Annotated in this window: 19 protein-coding genes; 11 read left to right on the top strand and 8 right to left on the bottom strand. The window is 47.2% G+C overall.

Annotated features, from left to right (window positions below; translation table 11 throughout):
- Window positions 1-53: 53 nt before the first annotated feature.
- Entirely contained in the window at window positions 54-1,448 is a 1,395-nt protein-coding gene (locus ACN08W_RS02420) for a hypothetical protein (protein ID WP_419108714.1), read from the bottom strand.
- A gap of 235 nt (window positions 1,449-1,683) precedes the next feature.
- Window positions 1,684-2,652: a PAC2 family protein gene (locus ACN08W_RS02415; protein WP_419108713.1), complete on the bottom strand. Its 969-nt coding sequence runs from the start codon at window positions 2,650-2,652 to the stop codon at window positions 1,684-1,686.
- Between the two features lie 320 nt (window positions 2,653-2,972).
- Between ACN08W_RS02415 and ACN08W_RS02410 the strand changes: the two genes are divergently transcribed.
- From ACN08W_RS02410 to ACN08W_RS02395, 4 genes are all read left to right on the top strand, one after another.
- Window positions 2,973-4,490, top strand: coding sequence for a leucyl aminopeptidase (locus ACN08W_RS02410; protein WP_419108712.1), 1,518 nt, complete (start codon window positions 2,973-2,975; stop codon window positions 4,488-4,490).
- Between the two features lie 316 nt (window positions 4,491-4,806).
- The gene (gene lpdA / locus ACN08W_RS02405; RefSeq protein WP_419108711.1) at window positions 4,807-6,186 is read left to right on the top strand and encodes a dihydrolipoyl dehydrogenase; all 1,380 of its coding nucleotides are present in this window, start codon (window positions 4,807-4,809) and stop codon (window positions 6,184-6,186) included.
- A 98-nt stretch (window positions 6,187-6,284) separates the two neighbouring features.
- Entirely contained in the window at window positions 6,285-7,970 is a 1,686-nt protein-coding gene (sucB, locus tag ACN08W_RS02400; RefSeq protein WP_419108710.1) for a 2-oxoglutarate dehydrogenase, E2 component, dihydrolipoamide succinyltransferase, read from the top strand.
- Window positions 7,971-8,148: 178 nt separating this feature from the next.
- Window positions 8,149-8,520 carry a hypothetical protein gene (locus ACN08W_RS02395; protein WP_419106842.1) on the top strand — a complete coding sequence of 124 codons (372 nt, stop codon included), beginning with the start codon at window positions 8,149-8,151 and terminating at the stop codon, window positions 8,518-8,520.
- Between the two features lie 72 nt (window positions 8,521-8,592).
- On the opposite strand, the gene ACN08W_RS02390 is transcribed toward ACN08W_RS02395, so the two are convergent.
- Complete coding sequence (locus ACN08W_RS02390) at window positions 8,593-10,191, bottom strand: protein kinase domain-containing protein (RefSeq protein ID WP_419106841.1); 1,599 nt, start codon at window positions 10,189-10,191, stop codon at window positions 8,593-8,595.
- 211 nt (window positions 10,192-10,402) lie between these two features.
- On the opposite strand from ACN08W_RS02390, the gene lipB reads away from it, so the two are divergent.
- The 3 genes from lipB (at window position 10,403) to ACN08W_RS02375 (ending at window position 13,066) form a co-directional block, all read left to right on the top strand.
- On the top strand, window positions 10,403-11,077 hold the full coding sequence (lipB, locus tag ACN08W_RS02385) for a lipoyl(octanoyl) transferase LipB (RefSeq protein WP_419108709.1): 675 nt from the start codon (window positions 10,403-10,405) through the stop codon (window positions 11,075-11,077).
- A 104-nt stretch (window positions 11,078-11,181) separates the two neighbouring features.
- On the top strand, window positions 11,182-12,189 hold the full coding sequence (gene lipA, locus ACN08W_RS02380) for a lipoyl synthase (protein ID WP_419108708.1): 1,008 nt from the start codon (window positions 11,182-11,184) through the stop codon (window positions 12,187-12,189).
- Between the two features lie 151 nt (window positions 12,190-12,340).
- Window positions 12,341-13,066, top strand: a complete 726-nt coding sequence (locus ACN08W_RS02375; RefSeq protein WP_419103032.1) for a DUF4191 domain-containing protein — start codon at window positions 12,341-12,343, stop codon at window positions 13,064-13,066.
- 80 nt (window positions 13,067-13,146) lie between these two features.
- Here ACN08W_RS02375 and ACN08W_RS02370 read toward each other — a convergent pair whose 3' ends face one another.
- On the bottom strand, window positions 13,147-13,581 hold the full coding sequence (locus ACN08W_RS02370) for an RDD family protein (protein ID WP_419103097.1): 435 nt from the start codon (window positions 13,579-13,581) through the stop codon (window positions 13,147-13,149).
- 201 nt (window positions 13,582-13,782) lie between these two features.
- Here ACN08W_RS02370 and glnA (ACN08W_RS02365) point away from each other — a divergent pair, with 201 nt between their 5' ends.
- Together glnA (ACN08W_RS02365) and budA are read left to right on the top strand one after the other, a co-directional pair.
- Window positions 13,783-15,207, top strand: a complete 1,425-nt coding sequence (glnA, locus tag ACN08W_RS02365) for a type I glutamate--ammonia ligase (RefSeq protein ID WP_419103031.1) — start codon at window positions 13,783-13,785, stop codon at window positions 15,205-15,207.
- A 160-nt stretch (window positions 15,208-15,367) separates the two neighbouring features.
- Entirely contained in the window at window positions 15,368-16,126 is a 759-nt protein-coding gene (budA, locus tag ACN08W_RS02360; protein ID WP_419108707.1) for an acetolactate decarboxylase, read from the top strand.
- A gap of 12 nt (window positions 16,127-16,138) precedes the next feature.
- Here budA and ACN08W_RS02355 read toward each other — a convergent pair whose 3' ends face one another.
- The 4 genes from ACN08W_RS02355 to ACN08W_RS02340 form a co-directional block, all read right to left on the bottom strand.
- Complete coding sequence (locus ACN08W_RS02355) at window positions 16,139-19,300, bottom strand: bifunctional [glutamine synthetase] adenylyltransferase/[glutamine synthetase]-adenylyl-L-tyrosine phosphorylase (RefSeq protein ID WP_419108706.1); 3,162 nt, start codon at window positions 19,298-19,300, stop codon at window positions 16,139-16,141.
- Window positions 19,301-19,422: 122 nt separating this feature from the next.
- Window positions 19,423-20,763, bottom strand: a complete 1,341-nt coding sequence (gene glnA, locus ACN08W_RS02350; RefSeq protein WP_419103028.1) for a type I glutamate--ammonia ligase — start codon at window positions 20,761-20,763, stop codon at window positions 19,423-19,425.
- 173 nt (window positions 20,764-20,936) lie between these two features.
- Window positions 20,937-21,854: a 3-methyl-2-oxobutanoate hydroxymethyltransferase gene (panB, locus tag ACN08W_RS02345; RefSeq protein WP_419103027.1), complete on the bottom strand. Its 918-nt coding sequence runs from the start codon at window positions 21,852-21,854 to the stop codon at window positions 20,937-20,939.
- Between the two features lie 86 nt (window positions 21,855-21,940).
- A complete protein-coding gene (locus ACN08W_RS02340) occupies window positions 21,941-22,138 on the bottom strand; it encodes an SPOR domain-containing protein (RefSeq protein ID WP_419108705.1) in 198 nt (65 codons plus the stop codon).
- 245 nt (window positions 22,139-22,383) lie between these two features.
- Between ACN08W_RS02340 and map the strand changes: the two genes are divergently transcribed.
- On the top strand, window positions 22,384-23,295 hold the full coding sequence (gene map / locus ACN08W_RS02335; protein ID WP_419103025.1) for a type I methionyl aminopeptidase: 912 nt from the start codon (window positions 22,384-22,386) through the stop codon (window positions 23,293-23,295).
- A gap of 30 nt (window positions 23,296-23,325) precedes the next feature.
- Window positions 23,326-24,171, top strand: coding sequence for a polyphosphate--glucose phosphotransferase (gene ppgK / locus ACN08W_RS02330; RefSeq protein ID WP_419108704.1), 846 nt, complete (start codon window positions 23,326-23,328; stop codon window positions 24,169-24,171).
- Window positions 24,172-24,242: the final 71 nt, after the last annotated feature.

Genomic DNA, 24,242 nt, shown 5'->3' with positions numbered 1-24,242 from the left:
GCACCACATAAACTCAGATTTCAGCTCTATTGTCAAGAGTTTTTAACGTTCTTTTAAAATTCTCCGCCTAGCCACGGTGGAAGTTGTTCTATATTTTTGAGAAAAAGTTCTTCCGTGGGAAGTTGTTCCTGCACTTTTCGAAGATATTCACGAGCCTTAGTGCCTTGTCCAATAGCCCAACTCCCCCATGCCAAAAGAACGTAAGCTCGCGCAGTATCAGGTTTTTCATATGCGCGAAGAATCAGAGCACATAAAATCTCCATGGCAGCAATTCTTTGGGGATCAGGTTTTATACGATGTTTCCCTAGGAGCACTGACGCAAATTTCTCAAGTGAAAGATTAAGCATATCCCTATCTTGTTGTTGAGATTTTTTAGTCTTTTGTTTCATCATTCTTTTAGCCTGCCTCAGATATTGTTCGTACCCAAGTGGGCAAAGAATCTCATGCGTCGGATAGTTCTTATATGCGCTGGATAATTTCTGGTACAAAGAAGATGTTTCGTCTATGCCTAGAGCTACGGTATATATAACAGATTGTGCGCTAAGTTCAGACGTTAATGTTGCCCCAAGAAAAGCAATAAGGTGTGGGTCTAGTATTTTTCGTATGGCATCAGCAAACTCTGCTGAGTCTGTTCGCTGATATTGGTTTATTGTTTCTATTACGTGGATAAGGGCGTGGTTCCACAAAATATTCTCATAGTATTTTTGAGTTAAAAAATCTTGTGCATAGGCACTATCTGGCGTTTTAATGTGTTGGAGGTATTCCTTCAGCCATAACACCATTTCTTCCTCCCACCAGTTCTTAGACTCTACATCACGGCTTTTCTCTAGCGAAGGTAAATAGTGTTTCTGTGCTTCTAGCTCACAGGGCGCAACACAAGAACCAGCAAGTAGCAAGTTAAGGTAGACATCGGTTCGTTGCACCTCATCGATGAATCCGCTCAACATCATTTCGTGGGTATCTCGATGAGCTCTCCAATACGAAACTTCTCCAATATATAAGACGTCAAGGAGCGTCTTTTGATGCACCGATGCAACCTCTATACCGACGTGTTGCCAGTAGGTACACAGCGCAGATGCTAATCGATCAGTTTCAATCTCTTCGATACAAGGAGGTTGGTTAAGATTATTTTCTAGTTGTCTTCTACGAGTGGGTGTGTTCGGCCCAAAAACGGCAAGTAAAAAATACGGTAGCTTATCCTCGGTTATGGGTTTTTCGGAAAGCGTCTGAACAAGATGGGTTATCAATGCTATCGATTCTTGGCGAGAACATTCTTGCCTGCTATCGATACGTACTAAAGGCCCGAGCGTTGTGTCAGCAAGAACGAGAACAACGGAGTCTTCAGGCCAATAACCTAGTTGGTGCACGATGTACGCCACGGCATGAGCAGGTGAGTCAGGGTGAGGTGCTAAGGATTCGAAAAAATAAGGGTGATGTGAAGATGCCATATCTCCACTGTGCATGAGGATTATGGCTAAAAGTACTGGGTATCAGAAAACTGTGGATAAGACGTGACGGATGAAAGAGGGCAATACCCCAGCTCCTGCAATCATCGAGAAAAAGCTACTTGTATTTTTAGGTTAAGGAGAGACTTCATAGGTCTCCAGCAATTAAGTAGGCTCTCATCAGAGTTGTTAGTTCATGATGTCGATAGGTATCGACATCATGAACTATGTTTTATCATCATGAGGTTCTCGGCGAATCAGGTTTATCAGCATTCGATGAGTCAGAAGAAGAGCTTTCCCCTAATTCTTCAAGATATTTTTCAATTTCTTGACCTATCGTCTCGCGGTCAAGTAAAGAATCATTTTCCTGAACATCTAGCTCCAGCATGTTGAGAGGATAATGCTTCATATACCTGTCATACTCTTCTTCAAATTTTTTAATAAGGAAGGCAATTTCTTGGTTGTCTTTGAACATCTCGTTAATGCTTTTTTGAGCTTGTCCTGAAGCCACCACCATTTTTTCAAGAGGTAGAGACAATTTCGAGACCAACGTAATGTGTTCCAATGCCCGTAATACAGCTTGCGGTAAAAAGTTGTCTCCTAGGTATCGTGGCACATGCACATTAAATTTCACTGTTTTAATGTTCTGACGAGCAAGCATATATTCTAAGAAATCAGTATGTGACTGATGCATCTCAAAAACATGGTTGACGGTACGCAGAGGGGCAACAACTTCCTCATAGGAGCCACGAATCGTTACGACGATAGGGCGAGTGTGAGGAAAGGACATCGCGTACCCAGACACGAGCATGACATAAGAGCTTTTAACTTGACGGATGATACGCAGTATAGCTTGGACAAATCGTTGCCACTGATAGTCAGGTTCAGCACCGGCAAGAAGCAAAAATGGCTGTTTGAGGTGATCTTCCATGAGGTACAAGTTCACCTCAGGTAGAGACATCTCGTCAAAGAGGCCTTTACGGAATAAAGAGTGCAAGCTTCGTTCTCTGTAGCGGCATAGCTGGTCAAAATCGAATTCAGCGAGCTTAATATGTTCTAGTTCTTTGCGTAACACGTCGGCTACCCCATAGGCGGTTCCGCCAATATCATGTGGAGGCTCTAGAGACACCAGCAGAGGAAGCCCTTGAATACGCGGATGGCTGAGCATCCCAGATTGTTCCTCATATAAGTCTTCTGGATTGAGCATATTCCCTCCCTCATTTTCTCGTACCGTTATGCTCTTGAGTTCTTGAAACACTCTAGTATATCTACACGTTCAAGAAGGCTGAACCTGTTCTGTATTAGAGCATGTCTTAAGTTAGTGTAATCAGAGAAATCGGCAAACTCTCTGTTTCTTCTCTGTTGTATTAGTTCAAACAGCTGTCTTCTGGTCATGGTGCAAGATAGTATGAGATACAACTCTTATCTATCTCGCCTTTGATTATGTCTCTATAAACGGTAGGAACATTATCGACTTAAAGATCTTTAAGAGTCCAAACACTACCATCTATCTTGATGAGGAGAATAATGTCTGATTCATCCGATCTTACTTTTTCAGTCGCTTCCCCCGACCTTGAAGCTATTGAGGCTCAGATTCTTGTCCTAGGAGTTTATTCTTCTACAGAAGGTCCAGTTCTTGAGCGCGGTCCTTTGGGCGAAGAAACAGCGCAGGGGCTTGAAGCAGTTCTTGAGGATCTGGGAGTAACCGGTGCTGCAGATCAATTACATCGTTTACCTGGTGTCGATGAGACCAATGCTGATGTTCTTGCATTAATCGGTCTAGGAGCACGTCAGGAAGATACTCAAGCACATATTGATGCGTTACGTTACGCCACAGGTTCTGCTATCCGCCAGCTTGCAGGATTCTCAGATGTTGCTCTTGCTCTACCAGCACAGAATGTTGCTGAGGTAGCTGCTATCGCTGAAGGTGCTGCGCTGGGTGCTTTTAGCGATCCACAGTTGCGAGTTCGCACTGCAGATTCTGTTAAGACTGCGGTCGAGAATATCACCATTGTGACCGAAGTAGAATCTGATGCAGCTTCTGATGTTCTCACTCGTGCACTGATTCTTGGTCAAGCGGTGGATTCTACACGTCGTTTGGTGAATACACCCCCATCTTCCCTTTACCCTGAAACGTTTGCTCAGAAAGCTACAGAACGTGTTGCTGACCTCAAAGATGTAACAGTTAAAGTTTTTGATGAACAAGAACTCAAAGATGGCGGTTTTGGCGGCATTGCAGGCGTAGGACAGGGCTCCGCACGACCTCCACGTATGGTCGAGGTAAAGTACGCTCCCGAAGGCGCTCAAAAACACGTTGCTTTAGTTGGCAAAGGCATCACTTTTGACTCTGGTGGAAACTCCATCAAGCCAGGCAATGCAATGATGACCATGAAAAGCGATATGGCTGGTGCAGCAACCGTACTGAATGTTGTTGCAGCTGCTGCTGAACTTGAACTGCCTGTAGCTGTTACAGCAATTTTGTGCTTGGCAGAGAACATGCCCGGTGGTACAGCTATCCGCCCTGAAGATGTTTTGACGATGCGTGACGGGCAAACTGTTGAGGTTCTCAATACTGACGCAGAGGGACGTCTTGTCATGGCTGATGGTTTAGCATACGCTTCTGAGTCAGCACCTGATGTTCTTATTGATGTTGCAACACTTACGGGAGCTCAACTCGTTGCTCTAGGTGCTCGTTATGCGGCAGTTATGGGCGATGAGAAGGTTCGTGAAGATATTGTTCAGGCTTCACGTCAGGCAGGAGAAACCTTCTGGCCTATGCCTTTACCAGAACATCTTCGCGCAAGCTTGAACTCTCCCGTTGCTGATTTGAAGAATATCGGTGGCCGTTATGGTGGAATGCTAAGCGCTGGGTTGTTCCTCAAAGAGTTTGTTGGCTCTGTTGATGAACAGCAGATTCCTTGGGCACACCTTGATATCGCTGGTCCTTCTTTTAATGAGGAATCTCCTTATGGATTTACCCCTAAGGAAGGCACTGGCATGTCGGTTGCAACACTTTTGACGTTTGTGGAGTCTCTAGTTTCCTAACGTCGTTAAGATAGGTTCAAAGGCGAGGGTCGGGCTTTTTGCACACGCAAAAAGCCCGACTTTGTTAATACATAGAACTTTTTGGGGTGTTTTTAAACGTGACCTCTACCCCAGTGTGATGTGTTCTTCCTAAAACATGTGTAACACTTTCACCTTTGTACACTCCACACATCTGAGTTGCGGTACGGTAGAGAGGAGAGTTCATAGGCTATCTGCGCTCTTTCTGAGAACTTTGTAAGAGAGCAGACTTTTAGGTCGATGAACCGAAACCTTAAGCAAAATGGATTTATTCCAATCTACGCAAGGGAGCGCAAAAGTGCCCGATACGGCAATAGCTCAAGAATTTGATATTCTCATCCTCGGTGGCGGAAGCGCTGGTTATTCAGCAGCTCTTCGCGCAGTTCAGCTAGGATTCACCGTTGGTCTTATCGAGAAAGAAAAACTCGGTGGCACCTGTCTTCACACCGGTTGCATTCCGACCAAAGCGTATTTGCACGCAGCGGAATTAGCTGAGGAATCTCGTGAAGCATCCAAATACGGCGTTAACGCAACCGTGGAATCCATTGATATGGGTAAAGTTCGCGATTACAAAGACGGCATCGTTGCAGGAAAGTTCAAGGGACTTTCTGGTCTTTTGAAGATGAAAAAAGTCACCGTTATTTCTGGTGAAGGTAAACTGACCGCTACCGATACCATCACTGTTGATGGAACTGCTTATAAGGGCAAGCACATCATCTTGGCTTCTGGTTCTGTATCAAAGACTTTTGGCTTAGAGATTCGTGACCGAGTTCTTACCTCCACCGAAGCACTTCAGATGGATTACCTGCCCAAGAGCGCTATCGTTCTTGGTGGCGGCGTCATTGGTTCTGAGTTTGCGTCTATGTGGAACTCCATGGGCGTTGAGGTTACTATCATCGAGGGTCTACCTCACCTCGTACCTAACGAAGATCCTTCCATCATTAAAGTTCTTGAACGTGAGTTCAAGAAGCGTGGCATCAAGTTTAACACCGGAACTCTTTTTGAGAAGGTTGAACAGGATGCTAACGGCGCTAAAGTTACTTTGGCTGACGGAAAAGTCTTTGAAGCAGATATCGTTCTTGTCGCTGTTGGTCGTGGCCCCAACACTGCTGGTTTCGGTTATGAAGAGCAGGGGCTTACCATGGACCGCGGTTTTGTTATCACTAACGAGCGTCTACACACTGGTGTTGGCAATATCTACGCTATTGGTGATATTGTTCCTGGCGTTCAGTTGGCACACCGCGGCTACCAGCAGGGTCGTTTCGTTGCAGAAGAAATTGCTGGTTTGAACCCTCAGATTGTTGAGGATGTTAACATCCCTAAGGTTACTTTCTGCGAACCTGAAATTGCTTCTGTCGGCTATTCTCAGCCTAAGGCTGAAGAAAAGTTCGGTGCTGAAAATATCGAAACTACTGAATACAACTTGGCTGGTAACGGTAAGTCAGCGATTTTGGGTACTGGCGGCATCGTTAAGGTTGTCCGCCAGAAAGATGGCCCTATCGTCGGTGTTCATGCTATTGGTAAGCGCATGGGTGAGCAAATCGGCGAAGCTCAGATGTGGGTTGTTTGGGAAGCTTTCCCTGAGGATGTAGCACAGTTCATTCACGCACATCCAACTCAGAATGAGTCTCTTGGCGAAGCTGCTATGGCACTTGCTGGGGCTCCCCTACACGGCTAATACTTCTCAGTATTTTGTGTTGGCGTATCAGCTAAGGTTGTTACGCCTTCACCTCCACTTTTTTATAATTTCCGAATTCACAAGGAGAACGGGAAGATATGTCCCACACAGTAGAACTGCCCGCATTGGGCGAATCCGTAACCGAGGGTACCGTTACCCGCTGGCTCGTTGAAGTTGGCGATACCGTAGCCGTTGATGATCCCCTTCTCGAAGTTTCTACCGACAAGGTAGATACTGAGGTTCCTTCACCGGTAGCTGGCGTTGTAGAGCAGATTCTTGTTGAAGAAGATGCTGACGTTGAAGTTGGCGCTCCTCTCATCGTGATTGGCGATGGTTCTGGTGCTGCCGCTCCTGCTGCGCCTGCAGCTGCCGCAGAAGAATCTGCTCCTGTTGCTCAGCAGGAAGAAGCTCCTGCTGTACCGGCTGAGCCAGCTGCTACTGGTTCTGCAGAAGGACAGGAAGTTGTTCTTCCTGCACTTGGTGAGTCTGTTTCTTCTGGTACGGTCACTCGTTGGCTCAAAGAAGTAGGCGAGACCGTTGAAGTTGATGAACCACTTCTCGAAGTTTCTACCGATAAGGTTGATACCGAAGTACCTTCCCCTGCTGCAGGTACTCTTCTAGAAATCCGTGTTGAAGAGGACGAAGAAGCTGAGGTTGGTCAGGTTCTTGCTGTTATCGGTAGCGCGTCTAGCGCACCTGCTACACCAGCTTCTGCACCAGCTGAGCCAGCGACTGAAGCTCCTACAGCTGCTCCTGCTGCTCCTGCTGCTCCTGCTGCTCCTGCGGCGCCTACTGCTGAAGCTCCTACTGCTGCACAGGGCGAAGTATACGTCACTCCACTTGTTCGCAAGTTGGCAAAGCAAGAGGGCATTGACCTTTCAACTATTAAGGGCACTGGCGTTGGCGGACGTATCCGTAAGCAGGATATTCAGGCAGCAGTAGAGGCAAAGAAGTCCTCCGCTCTTGCTGCACCTGTTGCTCCTGCTGCACCGGCTCCTGTTGCTGCGACTGCCAGCCCAGCTACCGAACAAAAGAGCGCTTCTGCACCTAAGGTCTCCTCAAAGCGTGGAACAACTGAAAAAGCTCCTCGTATCCGCCAGACCATCGCAAAGCGTATGGTGGAGTCTTTGGCAACTTCTGCTCAGCTCACTCAGGTCGCTGAGGTTGATTTGACTCGTCTTGTTGCTCTTCGCAACAAAGCAAAAGATGGGTTTGCTGCACGTGAAGGTGCTAAGCTCACCTTCTTGCCGTTCTTCACTAAGGCAGTTACTGAGGCTCTTCAGCAGTTCCCTCAGTTCAACGCTTCTATGTCTGAAGACCTCAAGGAAATTACCTACCACAACACTGAGAACATCGGTATTGCTGCAGATACTCCTAAGGGTCTGCTTGTTCCTGTTATTCAGGACGCAGGCAACTTGAACGTAGCTGGCTTGGCAAAGAAGATTGGTGATGTTGCTTCTCGCGCACGTACCGGTCAGATTAACCCTGAAGAACTTTCTGGCTCCACTTTCACCATTTCCAACATTGGTAATACCGGCGGTGTATTCTTCACTCCGATTATTAACCAGCCTAATGTTGCTATTTTGGGTATTGGTGCAACAGTTAAGCGTCCTGCAGTGATTCAAGATGCAGAGGGTAACGATGTCATTGCTATCCGTAGCATGGCTTACCTCTCCTTGACCTATGATCACCGCGTCATTGATGGCGCAGACGCGGGCCGTTTCCTCCACTTCTTGCAGACTCGCCTCGAGGGTGCTGCATTTGAAGCTGAGGTCGGTCTCTAAAAACTAACGATAGTTTTTATGATTTAGGGTAAAACCTGAGTTATGAGTCGGTGGGTATGAGCCACACACATTGTGTGGTTCATACCCACCATTGTTTATCTGCGTGTTTTTGAGCACTGAACAGAGTTTTACTGTCAATGTGTCTGCAAAATATTTGTTTGTTCCGTAGACTAGAGACATGAGTACGGTCATTGCATTCTTAGTTTTCTTACACATCGTCGGAGCAGCATTAGTCTTTGGAATTTGGGTAGCACATTTTAAACAGGCAATCGTCCTGCCCGGACAATTTCATGCAGCTCTTCTCCAGCTAGCAACAGGTTTTGCCCTGTACTTTATTCAGATGTCCCAGCACGCAGAGTTAAACCATATGAAAATTGGCATCAAAATTCTCTTGGCAATCGTTATCTGCGTAGCCGCTTTTGTGGGCCAACGTCAATATAAAGCAGCACGAGCTGCTGGCACGCTTGAAAAAGCACGCAATATCCCCTTAGCTCACGCTGTTGGTGGACTTGCCCTCATCAATATCGCGCTAGCAACGCTCTGGCACTAAAAATATTTCTACACACAGATTAGAACGCGCTGTGAGTATCGATGAATAATTCGATGCTCACAGCGCGTTCTTTTATTCTCCATTCAACGGGAGAGCATCATAGATTTTCCACGTTGTATCATCTGGTAGAAGAGTAAAACGCACTGTTTGTTGCACATGTTCACCCACCGTTTTAATCCCATACCGCTGTTTCTCTTCATCTGTTAAAAGTTTTGCACTGTGAGCAGAAGACACAATATCGGCTTGGACTTCTATACGATTGCTCTCCCCCTGAACCTGCTGTATGTGAGTTAGTTTCACACTTTGTTCTCCAAGTTCTCGCTGAGTATCGCGTTCATGTAAAGCCATATCAGCTAAATATTGTGGAGAGTCCTTCACGGCATATGTATTGACCAATGGATGATTTTGAGAAAAAGATTCCTGACGTTTGTGCAAGAGTTCATCTAAGAGCTCAGCAAGCTCTTCTCCTTCAGGTGGGTCGGGATAAATAGAAGGTGAAGAGTCCTGCTGCGCAGAAGGAGCATCACTATGTTGTGGCAAACTCACCGTTCTTTTATCCTCAGAAGAAGGAGTAGTATGAGTCTTTTCTTGGTGCGGTTCGGCTAAGGGTAATCCAGAGAGCCCACTCACCCCATACATCATCGTTATGATGAATGTGCCGAAGACGGCGACTGCTCCCCATAGAATTTTACGTTGTGACAACAACTGAACAAGGCGTGTTATTTTGCCGGATAAAAACTTTTTCATTCGATGAGATGGTACATCTTGGTTAAGGTCAAGGGCTGAGGGAACCTCTATACTCTTTCGCCCAAAGAATCGCTGAAAAGAAGTTTTCTGTTCAGGGGTAGGCGGGTTCCAAGGGTGCTCAGCAGGTAAGGTTCCATGTGTTTGAGGATGTGCACTAGCGAAAAGATTCACTGGACGAGGCACGAACTCATGTGCCAGTAGGCGATAGATTTCGTGAAGTTGAGGCATCTGTTCACTGTGATCGATAGCGGCTTCTAAACAATACATCAGCTCTTTATTCATCGTCGGATAGAGGAAATGTAGAGGTGTTCGATCACTGGCATTTGCAGGCTCCTCCCCTGTCAAACATCGCCAAATAATAGAGGCAAGAGCTGAAGTATCGTGACGAATATACTCTTCAATAACTGTTTTGGTTGCGCCACGTAACTCTCGTTCTGGAGCATATAGTTTCAGCTTTCCGTTACTGGTAAAACCAATATTTCGAGGGTTTAACGCACGGTACGCCATCTGCTGTTCATGGAGCCAACGTAAACCACGGCAAAGTTGTTCAACCATGCCTGTCACTTCTTCTGGCGTAATTTTTCCTTTTTCACTTAAAAGGTTCTCGAGAGTTCCTGCGTCTGTTTGTTCATACCAGATATATTCGTTGTCTCCTGCCGAGGAAATAGCAAAAACAGTTGCTACGTCTTCGTGGGTAGGTAAAGAACATAGTCTTTCAGCAGGGCGCATTTCAGCTGGGGAGATGTTGAAAATCTCTTCGAGGGCATAATTTCCTTCTGGGATAGAGAGTGGATTATGCCCTTCTTCAGGAAGGTAACTTACCGCCCATAAGCTTCGCTGTTGTGTTGCCCCGAGGGAGTATCGGAAAGTAGCGTATTGATCAAGGGAAATGCTACGAGGGTAATTCTCTGGCTGAGTACTCATACCTCTGGTATATCTGATGAAGAATTTTTAGGGCATCAGGTATCCACAAAAGAGCGTTTCGACTAGTCATAAGGCTGTGGACAGAGATGTTATTCGAGAAATATTTCTGTCATATTTATCCAAAAAATTAGGTTATCCTTTGTCTGGTCTCGGACGAATCTCACGTTTGAGGAGTTTCCGAACAGAGAAAAACAAGGATACTGTAGAAGATATGAGCTTAGAGATTAAGCGGGTTGGTTTTGCCCCCGATTACGTAGACTATGTTGAAGCGCTTTCTTTACAACAGCGCATTCACGATAAAGTCTCCGCTTATGAACAACAAAATACGGTGTTGTTATTAGAACACCAACCTGTTATCACAGCTGGCAAACGGACCGAAGCACACGAATATCCCGCAGCAGATACCAGCACGCCAGTAGTCCCTATTGATAGAGGTGGAAAGCTCACCTGGCACGGCCCAGGGCAATTAGTCGGCTACCCTATCGTACGTCTGCCTGAGCCCCTTGATGTGGTGCGTTATGTTCGTGTCTGTGAAGACATCATGATTAATGTTCTTGCACAACTAGGGATACAGGGGCAAAGAGTTCAAGGGCGCTCTGGTGTGTGGGTTCTCGGAGAAGGCAACACACCAGACCGAAAAATTGCTGCTATTGGTATACGCGTCGCAAAAAATACTACGATGCATGGCTTCGCTATTAACTGTTGCAACGATTTAGCGCCGTTTAGCCAGTTTATTCCCTGTGGAATTAGCGATGCTGGAGTGACGAGCATTAGCGAACAACTTGGCAGACGCTTTACCCCTGAAGAATTATTAGACTCTCTTGAAACTGAGCTTTTACGGTATAGCGACCAATTAGCCGAGTCTTTTGAACCGCGAGCACAATAAACATCACAGACTTCATTGCATCACACACGCAATAAATTATTAATGAATGACCCATATGGCATTAGAATTTCATCAGGTCATTGGAAGAAAAAGGAGCACTAAAGATGAGCGTAGCTACCGAGGGCCGCAAGCTATTGCGCGTGGAAGCACGTAACGCTGAAGTCCCCATCGAGAAAAAACCTCACTGGATTAAAACTAAAGCTAAAGTTGGTCCTGCCTATAAAGACATGATTAACCTCGCTCGTGGCTCTGGTTTGCATACGGTCTGCGAAGAAGCCGGCTGCCCTAACATTTACGAATGTTGGGAAGACCGCGAAGCAACATACCTCATCGGCGGTTCAGAATGCACTCGCCGCTGCGATTTCTGCCAAATTGCCACCGGAAAACCTGTAGCTTTAGACCGTACTGAACCAATTAAAGTTGCGCTATCCGTTAAAAAAATGGGGCTACGTTACACCACCGTAACCGGTGTTGCACGAGACGACTTACCCGATGGTGGCGCATGGCTCTATGCAGAAACCATCCGACAGATTCATAAAGTATCACCGGGAACAGGCGTCGAAATCCTTATCCCTGACTTTAAAGGCACACCAGAAGACGTACAGCAAGTCATCGACGCTAAACCAGAAGTCTTTGCCCATAACCTCGAGACTGTTCCACGAATTTTCCGAAAGATTCGCCCAGCATTCCGCTATGAACGATCCCTTGAAGTGATTCAACAGGGTAAAGAAGCCGGACTCATCACCAAATCGAACCTCATTCTTGGAATGGGCGAAACCGAAGAAGAAATCTACGAAGCCCTTTGCGACCTCTACGATTATGGGTGCGACACTATTACCTTGACACAATACCTACGACCAGGTCCGCTCTTCCACCCCATTGATCGTTGGGTCAAACCCCAAGAGTTCCTCAAATACTCTGCCATGGCAGAAGAAATCGGTTTCGCTGGAGTTATGGCAGGGCCTATGGTTCGTTCATCTTACCGTGCAGGACGACTCTGGGCACGTGCTATGAAACATCACGGTTACCCTATTCCTCCTGAACTCGCTCACATTGATGACGACGGCGGAGCAATGCAAGAGGCTTCTGCTCTAGTAGCTGCAGGATACTAAGAGAAAACTTATGTCAGTGGCACGTTTTGCTCTGCATATTTTCTTTTTCCAACGTCGTCTTAGCCGATACGTCATATAGAATAAATATTTGTACGCTCTCAGCCTGCGTGGTTGGGTGCCCCAGCACATCACCTTAAGCGAAGGACGCACAGTGACTTCATCACGCGACGAAAAGCGCGCACAACAAGAAAAGAAGAAAAAGAATAAAGGTCCTGGCATGTTTGCTCAGATGAAGCAGGTCTATGCTATGACACGCACCTCTGAGCCTCGTATTGGCTGGATTCTTTTCTTCTGGGCAGCAGCTGTTCTTATTGCCTTTGTCCTCATCGGCATCCTCCTGAAAAACTGGATTACTTGGACTATTATCGGTATTCCTTTTGCTCTTCTCGTTGCTGTTATGGTTCTGTCTCGAAAAGCAGAAAAAGCTGCCTTCGGTCAGATTGAAGGTCAGACCGGTGCCTCTGGTGCAGCATTAAATTCTCTACGTCGAGGATGGATTGTAGAACAACAGCCAGTAGCTATTAACCCTCGCACCCAAGACGTTGTATTCCGTGCGCTTGGTCGCCCTGGCATTGTTTTGGTCGCTGAAGGTTCCCCAGCTCGTGTTTCTTCACTTATTAATCAGGAGAAGAAACGCCTTAAGCGAGTGATTCCTAACGTTCCTGTTCATGTGATTCATTCTGGCAACGGTGAAGGACAAACTCCTCTGAAGAAAATTGTTCCTCAGATGAAGAAGCTTCCTAAACAGCTCACCCAGCAAGAAGTTCATGCCGTTAATAATCGGTTGTCTTCATTGCAGAATAATATGTTGCCCATTCCTAAGGGTATTGATCCAAGCCGTATGCGCCCTGACCGTCAGGCAATGCGCGGACGCTAAAAGACCAGTATTAATTAAGGGTGGTTGGTGATGTGTACATCACCAACCACCCTTATTTAATGTCTATATTCTCGAAGACATTAACGGATACGTACAAGAATCATATTGCGGACTCTATCATGAACGCCTCGAGTATCTGCATCCATCATAAAGACAGGAAGAACGAGCATTACTAAGGTAGAACGCAAGATAGCATTTTTAAGACCTACAGGATGACCGTCCACTGTTTGAACCTGCATCCCGCATAAGAAATGCCCTAAGGTATGTCCGTATAAGCCGATGGTGATACTTTGATATGCCCAAACAACAAGAAGTACGAATATTTGTAGGTGTGGAACGTTCAAGAGGTATAGCACCGCCCACCACAAGTACCAGTCGATACAAAAAGCAATTATTCTTCGTCCAAAACGGGCGATAGAGCCAGGGCCTTGCTGAGGTCTTCCCATATGTTCGCCCGGGTATTTTTGATCGGTGGGTGGGCCATTAAGCCATGATCCTAAATCTTCACGTTTCATCACGGTTTAAGAGTATCTAACTTTTCACATATGGTCAGAGGAACACCCTAGAGGTGACTTACATCTCTCATTCATGTTACGAACACGAAACATAAAAGATACGTCTGAGCAAAAATATCAGAATATGGTTAACAACAACCACAGGGGATTACCTAAATTTTTACGGTCGCCTCAAAACTCATCTAAGGAGAACAACCGACCATGTTTACCAGCGCACAAGAAGTTCTAGATTTCATCAAGGATGAAGAAGTTGTATTCGTCGACATCCGCTTCTGTGATATGCCCGGCGTGCAACAGCACTTCAACCTTCCTGCTAAATCCATTGATGACGATTTCTTCGTCAACGGACAGCTCTTTGACGGATCTTCTATCCGCGGGTTCCAAGGTATCGCAGAATCTGATATGCAGCTCATCCCCGACGTCAATTCTGCTTACGTAGACCCTTTCCGCGTTGAAAAAACTCTGGTCATCACCTGCTCCATCGTCAACCCACGTACCGGCGAACCATACCACCGTGACCCTCGAGGTGTTGCTGAACGCGCTGAAGAATACCTCAAATCTACAGGTATTGCTGACACCGCGTTCTTCGCATCTGAAGCAGAATTCTTTGTCTTTGAAGACGTCCGATACGACGTCCAGCCTCAAGGCTCCTTCTACGCTGTCGACTCTGACGAAGCGCAGTGGAACACCGGACGCGTTGAAGAAGGCGGAAACCTCGGTAATAAAACCCCCACCAAAGGTGGATATTTCCCCGTATCCCCCGTTGATAAACAAGCAGACCTTCGAGACTCTATCTGTGTAGCACTCGACGAAGTCGGGCTCGAAGTAGAGCGCTCTCACCACGAAGTAGGCGGACCCGGACAGGCAGAGATTAACTACAAGTTCTCTACCCTCACCCAAGCAGCAGACGACCTTCTAAAATTCAAATACGTCGTCAAAAATACCGCTGACGCATACGGTAAGTCTGTGACTTTCATGCCTAAACCAATTTTTGGTGATAACGGTTCCGGTATGCACTGCCACCAGTCACTATGGAACAACGGAGAACCTCTCTTCTACGATGAGCGCGGCTACGCGAATCTCTCCGACACCGCACGCTGGTATATTGGCGGTCTGATTGAGCATTCCTCAGCGGTCCTTGCTTTCACGAACCCCACCGTCAACTCCTATAAGCGTCTAGTCCCCGGCTATGAAGCACCTGTTAACATGGTGTATTCACAGGGTAACCGTTCTGCCGGTATCCGTATCCCTATCACCGGAACCAACCCTAAGGCGAAACGTCTCGAGTTCCGTGCCCCTGACCCCTCCTGTAACCCATACTTCGCTTTTGCTGCTCAGCTCATGGCAGGTCTAGACGGTATCCGCAACCGTATTGAACCACCTGCTCCAGTAGATAAGGACCTCTACGAGCTACCTGCAGAAGAAGCTAAAGATATCAAGAAAGCTCCTGCAAGTCTTGCTGAAGCACTTGAAGCTCTTGAAGCAGACCATGAGTTCCTACTCCAAGGAGATGTCTTCACCGAAGACCTCATCAACGCATGGATTGAGTACAAACGAACACAAGAACTTGAGCCTCTCTCTCTTGTTCCTCACCCACTTGAATTCGCCATGTACTACGGTGTCTAACACTCGTATTGCATGAGTATTGAAAGGTCCTCCTCGTTTTATTCGAGGAGGACCTTTCTCGTATTTTTACAGCACTATTCATCGCATAATTCAGTTGCTCTAGAATAAAAAGAACAATATCCTCATTTCTACTCCCCCGTTGAGAAAGTTAAATCAGCACATGGAATCCGCCTCGAACATCACAACACCTCAATCCTTATTGCGCCCTCACGAAGTATTTCAAACTGGGCTCATGGCACAATTACTCGACGGAGTCTACGAAGGAGAGATGACAGTTGAAGAACTTCTCACACACGGAGATTTTGGCATCGGTACGTTTAACGGGCTTGACGGAGAGATGATTATCCTCGATGGGCAGTGCTACCAGATGCGTCACGACGGTTCTATCAGCCCTGCGCAAATGCACCAAAAGACACCTTTTGCGGTAGTGACTCATTTCAACCCCGTTATCAAACGAGACCTTCCACACAACATTCTTAGACGTTCAGCAGCTCAGGTACTTGATGATTTCACCGTCTCACAAAACTACATGTACGCCATCAAAATTGTTGGTTCTTTTGAATGGGTTCGCACCAGAACCGTCATTAAACAATCCAAACCGTACCCCAAGATGGTAGAAGCAACAGAGAACGAAGATATTGTCCAATTCGACCATTGTGAAGGAACCATTGTTGGTTTTAGGACACCAATCTATGAGCAAGGTATCGGTGTCCCTGGGTGCCACGCGCACTTTATTGAAAACAGCTATCAGGCAGGCGGGCACGTTGTCGATTTTAAGCTCAAAGAAGCCCACGTAGAGATATGCCCGGGAACCTCTCTCAAACTACAGTTACCACTCACCCCAGAGTTCTCACAAGCAAACCTGTCTCCAGAAGACCTCACAGAGCAAATATCTAAAGCTGAAAAACACAGCTCATAAAAGAGGAATCTTCTAGAGCTGGCGAAAATCAGTATCGAAGAAAAGGCGTTCAAAAACTTGTCGAGCTTGCCGCGTCGTCCGTAAATAGTCTTCTTCAAGTTCACGGGTATGCCCTGCAGGGTAAGCACACCAGCGTGCGATTGCTTCTAAATCGGTGCGCATACTGGTCAACACATCAGAAGACCGTCCCGTTCGAAGCACCTGACATCCTCGAATCTTTGTTGCTAGTTTCCAGGCTTGAGCCAAAATATTTGCATCGGAGTCTTTCAAAACTCCAGCTATTCTTGCCTGTTCCAGAGCTTGCAAAGTTCCCGTCACTTGAAGAGCTGGTATTTTAGATGCACAGCAAAGCTGTATCAGTTGGATAACCCATTCCACGTCAGATAAACTACCACGGCCTAATTTGAGTTGCCGGTTTCTATCAGCGCCTTGAGGCATCCTCTCATTCTCAACACGGGCTTTGATACGTCGAATATCCATCATTTGTTGCACCGTCAGTGTTGCAGGGTAACGATACGGACGAATCAACTCCATAAACTTCTGCCCAAGTGTCTGAGAACCGGCAAAAGGACGAGCACGAAGCAACGCCTGATACTCCCATGTATCCGCCCAACGCTCGTAATATTCTCTAAACGATGCCAAAGAACGAACCATCGGCCCTGTTTTACCTTCAGGACGAAGGTTCGCATCAATATCAAGAATTTTTTCTGCTCGCAGAGGTGGTGTACAGGGCTGTTTGAGGATCTGTACCATCCGATGAATAATCTCTGTTGCTTCAGAGGCAGCAACATTTTCATCAATCCCCTCACATGGCTCATGAACGTACATCACATCCACATCTGATCCGTACCCAATCTCAAAGCCGCCATGCCGTCCCATCGCAATGATGCACACTTGAGTTTTCGGTTCTTGTTGAGTATGAGTGTAACGTTCGCGAAGAACAATGTTCAGTGCCGCTTCGACCGTTACTTGGTCAATAGTCGTTAGCGCTTGCATGGTCTGTTCGAGGTTCAAGAAATTGATGGCTTCGCCCATAGCAATACGAAGAATTTCACGGCGACGAATCATCCGCACACTTCGAATTGCGTCAGATGTGTCTTCATGTCGTATCAAGCTGTTGTGAAGAACTTCTTGCAAAGCCTCCACACTACGTGGAAGTAGATCTTCTTGATGATCTAGCCACGCGATAGATTCTGGTGCATCCTCTAGAAGATCCGCAATGAAACGTGAACTCGAGAGAATCTGGCAGACTCGTTCAGCTGCCGCCGGAGAATCTCTGAGCATCCTCAGATACCAAGGTGTTGTGCCCAAAGACTCTGATAATCGACGGAAACCTAATAATCCGGCGTCAGGGTCTACACCTTGTGCGAACCATCCTAAAAGCACTGGCATCAACGTACGTTGTATTTCAGCGCTACGTTTAATACCTTGGGTGAGCGCCTGGATATGTCGCATCGCTGTTCGTGTATCTTTATAGCCTAAAGCTCCAAGACGAGCCTGCGCTTCTTCCGGGGTTAAGGCGACTTCACTTTGAGATAAATGTGAGACAGCCGCCAGAAGAGGGCGGAAGAAAAGACGCTCATGCAAAGAACGAATGGCACGTTTAGTTTTTGTCCAGTCTTTGATGAGTCCTTGTGCTGTCTGCTCACCGATATGTTCAGGAGAAGTGATAGCTCGTGCCAGCACCCGAATATCTTCATCTTTCTCAGGCATGAGGTGTGTCCGTCGCATGTATCGTAGTTGCAGACGGTGTTCCATCAGACGAATCTTCTGATAATGTTCTTCAAAACTCTGTGCGTCAGCACGCCCGATAAAGCTTGCTTTGCTTAATGCTTGTAAAGAATCTGTGGTGGCTTGAGTTCTCACGGAGGGAGTAAAACGCCCGTGGACCAGTTGCAAAAGTTGTACGGTAAATTCAATATCGCGTAGCCCGCCAGGCCCAAGTTTAAGTTGGCGTTCCCGATGCTGTGCAGGAATATTTTCGGTCACGCGAGCGCGCATTTTTTGTACGGAGGAGACGAAACCTTCTCTATTTGAGGATTCCCAGATGAATCCGGTAATTTTTTGCATCCATCGGTAGCCGAGGTCTGCGTTGCCTGCTATGGGGCGTGCTTTAAGGAGTGCTTGAAATTCCCAGTTTTCTGCCCATCGTTGGTAGTAGGAGGTGTAGGAGTTGATGGTTCTGACGAGTGCTCCGTCTTTTCCTTCGGGTCTGAGGTTTGGGTCAAGTTCCCAGAGGGCAGGTTCGCTTGCTGGGGACATGATAACTTTTGAGATGGTTTGAACCATTTCTGAGGCGATTCGTGAGACTTGTTCATCGGTTAGTGGTGTTTCGGATTCAGGTAGGGTCTTAGTATCGACAACATACATAACGTCGACGTCAGAGATGTAGTTGAGTTCGCGGGCTCCGCATTTTCCCATACCGATGATGGCTAGTTGTATTTGTTGTGTGTTGTGTGTGCCCCATTTGTTGTTGGCTTCTGCGCGGGCAATAGCGAGTGCTCCGTCGAGGGCGGCAGATGCAAGGTCGGCGAGTTTTCGGCTTACCAGAGGCATAATTTTTTGGGGGTTTTCTGCGGTGAGGTCGCAGATAGCAATTTCGCAGAGGTATCGCCGGTAGAGTGTGCGAAGCGTAATGTACGCGTTTTTGTCGTAGTTTTCTGCGGTGGGGTTTTCGTCTTCGGGGTTGGCGCCGAGGGTGTTGAGGATAGAACGGCGGTATTGGGTGTCTAGGGGTGCTTGTGGGCAGAGATGTTCGTGGTCTTTCTCTGGTAATAGTGTGGGTGGGCAGGGTTCTTCTAATAGGTGTTCTTGAGGGGAGGTTAAGACGTCAAGATGTTCTGGGTGTCGGAGTAGAAAATCGCCAAGTGCTTCGGAGGCTCCAAGGAGTCGATATATTGCGAGAGGAGTTTGTTCTGCGTTGAGGGTTTTTTCTAGTTGTGGCGCTTTTTCGAGTAGGCGTACGAGGCTTATGAGCGCACTATCTGGTGAGGGGCTGTAGCGTAGTCCTTCAAAAAGTTTTTCTCGGTGAATGTTTTTGAGTTCGGGGGCGTCAAGCCAACGCAGACTTTTTTGGGCATCAAAGAATCCGATGGCGACCATTTGGCTAAGTTGTGCGCGGCGTTCGAGTTCTTCGATGCTCAGTGTTCCTGTTGCCGGTTGTGTCGGTGGCACGGTGTGTCCTTTCCCTGCCCGTTGTTAAAAGGAGGATGCCGGTACTGCTGATAGTGCGAGAAAAATAGGGTAAAGCTAGCATGGGAGTGGTTTTCTGGTGATGCTAGCTCTACCCTATTTTTTTAGAGGATTCCTAGATTATTTTTCAGTTCGTATGGGGTTACCTCAGCACGGTATGCTTCCCAGTCGGTGCGTTTGTTCCGTAGGAATTGTTCAAAGACCTGTTCTCCCAGTATTTCTGCCATAAATTCAGATTCTTCTGTTTTATGGATGGCGTCGTGTAGGGAGAACGGTAATGCGTGGTATCCCATTGCACGGCGCTCTGCAGAGCTCATGGCTTGGAGGTCTTCTACTACCGCTGGCCCAAGTTCGTATTCGCCTTCAATACCTTTGAGTCCGGCACCGAGGATAACAGCATACGCAAGGTAGGGGTTGACGGCGGAGTCAATACCACGGTATTCAATGCGCGCTGATTGCATTTTATTAGGTTTATAGAGTGGCACACGCACGAGTGCAGAGCGGTTGTTGTGTCCCCACGATACGTAGCTGGGTGCTTCTCCCCCGCCCCAAAGCCGTTTATAAGAGTTCACGAATTGGTTTGTGACAGAGGTAAATTCTGGTGCGTGTTTGAGGATACCGGCAATAAAGTGCCGTGCAGTACGTGAAAGTTGGTATTCTGCGCCGGCTTCGAAGAAGGCGTTGGTGTCGCCTTCAAAGAGTGAGAAGTGTGTGTGCATGCCAGAACCGGGGTGTTCGGTGAAGGGTTTAGGCATAAATGTTGCGTAGATATTTTGGGAGAGTGCAACTTCTTTGATGACGGTGCGGAAACTCATAATATTATCTGCAGTTTGTAGTGCATCTGCATGACGGAGGTCGATTTCGTTTTGTCCGGGACCAGCTTCGTGGTGAGAGAACTCGACGGAGATTCCGACTTCTTCTAGCATGGTCACGGCTCTGCGACGAAAGTCTTGGACGACTCCTCCGGGTGTGTGATCGAAATAGGATTCGGAGTCTACTGGTATGGGGAATCCGTTGGGGCCTAGTTCTTTAGATTTGAGGAGGTAGAACTCAATTTCTGGTGAGGTGTAGCAGGTAAAACCCATACTTGCAGCTTTTTCGAGGGTACGTTTGAGGACGCCTCGGGTGTCTGCAGCGCTGGGTTTCCCATCAGGTGTTAGCAGGTCGCAGAACATGCGGGAGGTGGGTTCTTCGTCGCCACGCCATGGAAGAATTTGGAATGTTGCGGGGTCAGGTTGCAAGAGCATATCTGATTCGTAGATACGGGATAGCCCTTCGATAGATGAGCCGTCAAACCCGAGTCCTTCAGCGAAGGCACTTTCGACTTCTGCGGGGGCGAGTGCAACTGATTTGAGTGTGCCGACGACGTCGGTAAACCACATTCGGACAAATCGCACATCGCGTTCTTCGATAGTTCGCAAAACAAATTCTTGTTGGCGGTCCATGGTACTCCTCGTGTTGTTTTCAGTCGTCGGTGACTGTATGGGGTTTCTGTCTACACTGTATAAGCTCTCTCGTTTTTTCTCTGCCTTTGAGAGGTGTCATGCCAGAGAATGAGTAGAGTTCTTTCGTTTGGTGTGGGTGGTGGTGTGATACTTTCTTCACACTCCGCCTCTTGTTATGAGTTTTTGAAGATGTGTTCGGGTCCGGGGTATGTGCCGTCACGAACTTCTTGTCGATAAGTTTTTGCTGCGTCAGTTAGTTCTTCAGCGATATGTGCGTATTGTTTGACAAAGCGCGCCATTTTTCCTTGGCGTAGGCCAAATGCGTCTTGCCAGACGAGGACTTGCCCTGTCGTTGAGGATCCTGCACCGATACCGATGGTGGGGGTGTCTCCTACTGCTTTGTTGACGGCTTCTGCAACGTCTTCTGTCACCATTTCCATGAGGAGGCAGAATGCTCCTGCTTCGGTGAGGGTGAGTGCGTCGTGAAGAATTTTTTCTCGACTATCGCCACGTCCTTGGATTCTGAAACCGCCAAGTGCGTGCTCGGATTGTGGGGTGAACCCAATATGTGCCATCACGGGGATACCCGCTTGTGTTATTGCTTTCACGTGTTCGGCGTATGCGGAGCTTGCTTCCATTTTGATGGCGTGCGCACCGCCTTCTTTCATGAATCTGCTAGCAGTCTCAACTGCTTGAGCGGGGGAAGCCTGATATGAGCCGAAGGGTAGGTCTGCAACAACCATTGAGCGCTGTGCTCCACGAGATACAGCAGCAACAAGTGGAATCATCTCATCAACAGTGATAGCTAAGGTAGATTCATATCCGAGGACATTATTTGAAGCTGAATCTCCGACAAGGAGCAATTCGATTCCTGCGGCGTCAAAAATTTGTGCTGTCAGGTAATCGTAGCACGTGAGCATCGCAAATTTTTCGCCAGCTGCTTTCGCCGCATTTAAGTGGACGGTACGAATTTTTCGTACGTTATCGAAGACGCTTGGTGTGTGAGATGTTGGTTCTTCTCGAGGGGAAAGCGTTGTGGTTTCTTGAGCGTTATAGGGCGCGTTTTCTTCAGAAGCAGGTGTAGAACTCATAGATAAAAGTCTACCGCTATCATCGAGTATTTACCTCAGCAGAATCTCAGAATACCTTTCACACTTTAAGTTCAAGCTGGAGGGTACTACCAAGAATCGTTGTTTTCGTCCCATTCTTCGTTACGTTGTTTTGCTTTTTCCATAGCATGTAAGGCTTCCTCATAACTTGGGTAAGGTCCCCACAAATCGGTACCTAAACCGAGGTTTCCTTGTTGTACTTGTTGTGTTCTCAAGTTATACCAGTACTCATTTTCTTCTGGTCCGGGTAAGTAATCTTGACTCATGAGGTCTCTCCTTATAACTCATGCCCCTAGACATTTCTATGACGTCAGAGCCTTATTCTCCACCTGCTGGAGGTATATCTCACAGCCTACCCTAGAACTGTTCTCTAAGATGCCTTATAGATTCTCTATTTTTTTGGCATGAGTAATATTTTCTGCCGTTATTTGCCAAGATACGGCAAAATATCCATTCCTTGAAAGAAGAGCAGAACGGTCAATGAACCTCTTGGACGAGTTAGGATAAACCTATGGCTAAAATTTCCACTTCACATAATCTTCCTGCAACGCCAGGACAAGCACCTATCGGCTGTTTAACACCTGGAGTAGTTACCCCTATCAGGGCTGTCCCGTCTCATATTGAACGCCCCGAGTATGTGGGAAAGGCCGAAGCTCGTGAAGGCTACGACTCTAATATGTATACGCCTGAAGAGATTGAATTAGTACGTGAGTCTGGCACTATTGCCGCAAATGCTATTGCTGAAGCAGCAAAAGCTGCTGTCCCTGGTGTAACCACCGACGCTCTCGATGTCATTGTTCACGAATACATTTGTGATCATGGAGCGTACCCCTCAACCGTAGAATACCGAGGGTATCCGAAGTCGGTGTGTACGTCACTCAATGAAGTGATTTGCCATGGAATTCCAGATAGCACTGTTTTAGAAGATGGAGATATTCTCAATCTTGATGTCACAGCCTATAAAAATGGTGTGCACGGAGATACTAACGTGACATTACTCATCGGTGATGTTGATGAGCAATCACGCCTTCTTGTTGAACGAACCAAGGAATCTCTCGACCGTGCCATCAAGGCCGTCAAACCGGGACGAGAAATTAATGTTATTGGTCGCGTTATTGAAAAATATGCCGCACGTTTTGGGTATGGAGTCGTTCGAGATTTCACCGGACACGGTGTAGGGCGAGAATTTCATTCAGGGCTCATCATCCCTCACTACGATGCTGCACCAGCGTATAACACGGTCATGGAAGTGGGCATGATTTTCACTATTGAGCCGATGCTTACTCTCGGTGGAATTGAGTGGGAGCTTTGGAAAGATGATTGGACTGTCGTCACAAAAGACCGTCAACGTTCTGCACAATTTGAGCATACTCTCGTAGTAACCGAAGACGGTGCAGATATTCTTACCCTTCCTTCTCTTTAGCCCCCCCCTCAACCTCTATTAGGAGAATCTATGACTTCAGAGAACACCACAACACACGTATCATGTGAAGATCTCACCATTGGTATTGATATTGGTGGAACCGGTATCAAGGGCGGTATCGTCAACGTTCGTACCGGCGAGCTTGTTTCAGATCGATTCCGTATCCCCACGCCGTCTCCAGCAACGCCAGTAGCTTGTGCAGAAGTTGTTGCTGAGATTGTTCAAGAACTTCAGTCACGTCCTGTAGCGCCGGCTAAGGATTCTCCTATCGGCGTTGATTTTCCAGCTATCGTCAAAAACGGTGTTGCGCTGTCAGCCGCTAATGTAGATAAATCATGGATTGGTGTTAATATCGAACAGCTCATGTCTGAGGCACTTGGCGGACGAACTGTTTATGCCCTCAACGATGCTGATGCGGCCGGACTAGCAGAAGCATACTACGGACAAGGACGAGACAAACAAGGGCTCATCGCTGTTATTACCTTAGGCACAGGTATCGGCTCTGCCCTTATCCTCAATGGACAGCTCATCCCTAACACGGAGTTAGGTCACCTAGAATTAGACGGAGAAAATGCAGAGTCTCGTGCCTCTGCGCGAGCACGTGAACGAGATGACCTCTCATGGAAGAAATACGGTAAACGACTACACCGTTATTTCAGCCACCTCACCTTATTGTTCTCCCCTGACTTGTTTATTATCGGTGGTGGAATCTCTAAAAATCCTGAAAAATTCATGCCATATTTCGAAGATGATCTTGATATCCCGATGGTCATGGCCGCATTACGGAATAACGCTGGAATTGTAGGAGCCGCGCTATGGGCTTTCGGGTTTGTTGAAGGCGAGCGCCAAAGACTAGCAACTGAACAAGAGAGCTAAAAGGCTATCGTTTTCTTCCCCATTCAATGGGGCACATAAAGAACCTTCTGAGGAGACCGCTTTCCTCCTCA

This window comes from Rothia sp. CCM 9419 (genome assembly GCF_048512815.1).
Classification (GTDB): domain Bacteria; phylum Actinomycetota; class Actinomycetes; order Actinomycetales; family Micrococcaceae; genus Rothia.
The sequence above is the reverse complement of the archived record's forward strand: the minus strand, read 5'-3'. Positions and strand labels throughout refer to the sequence as shown.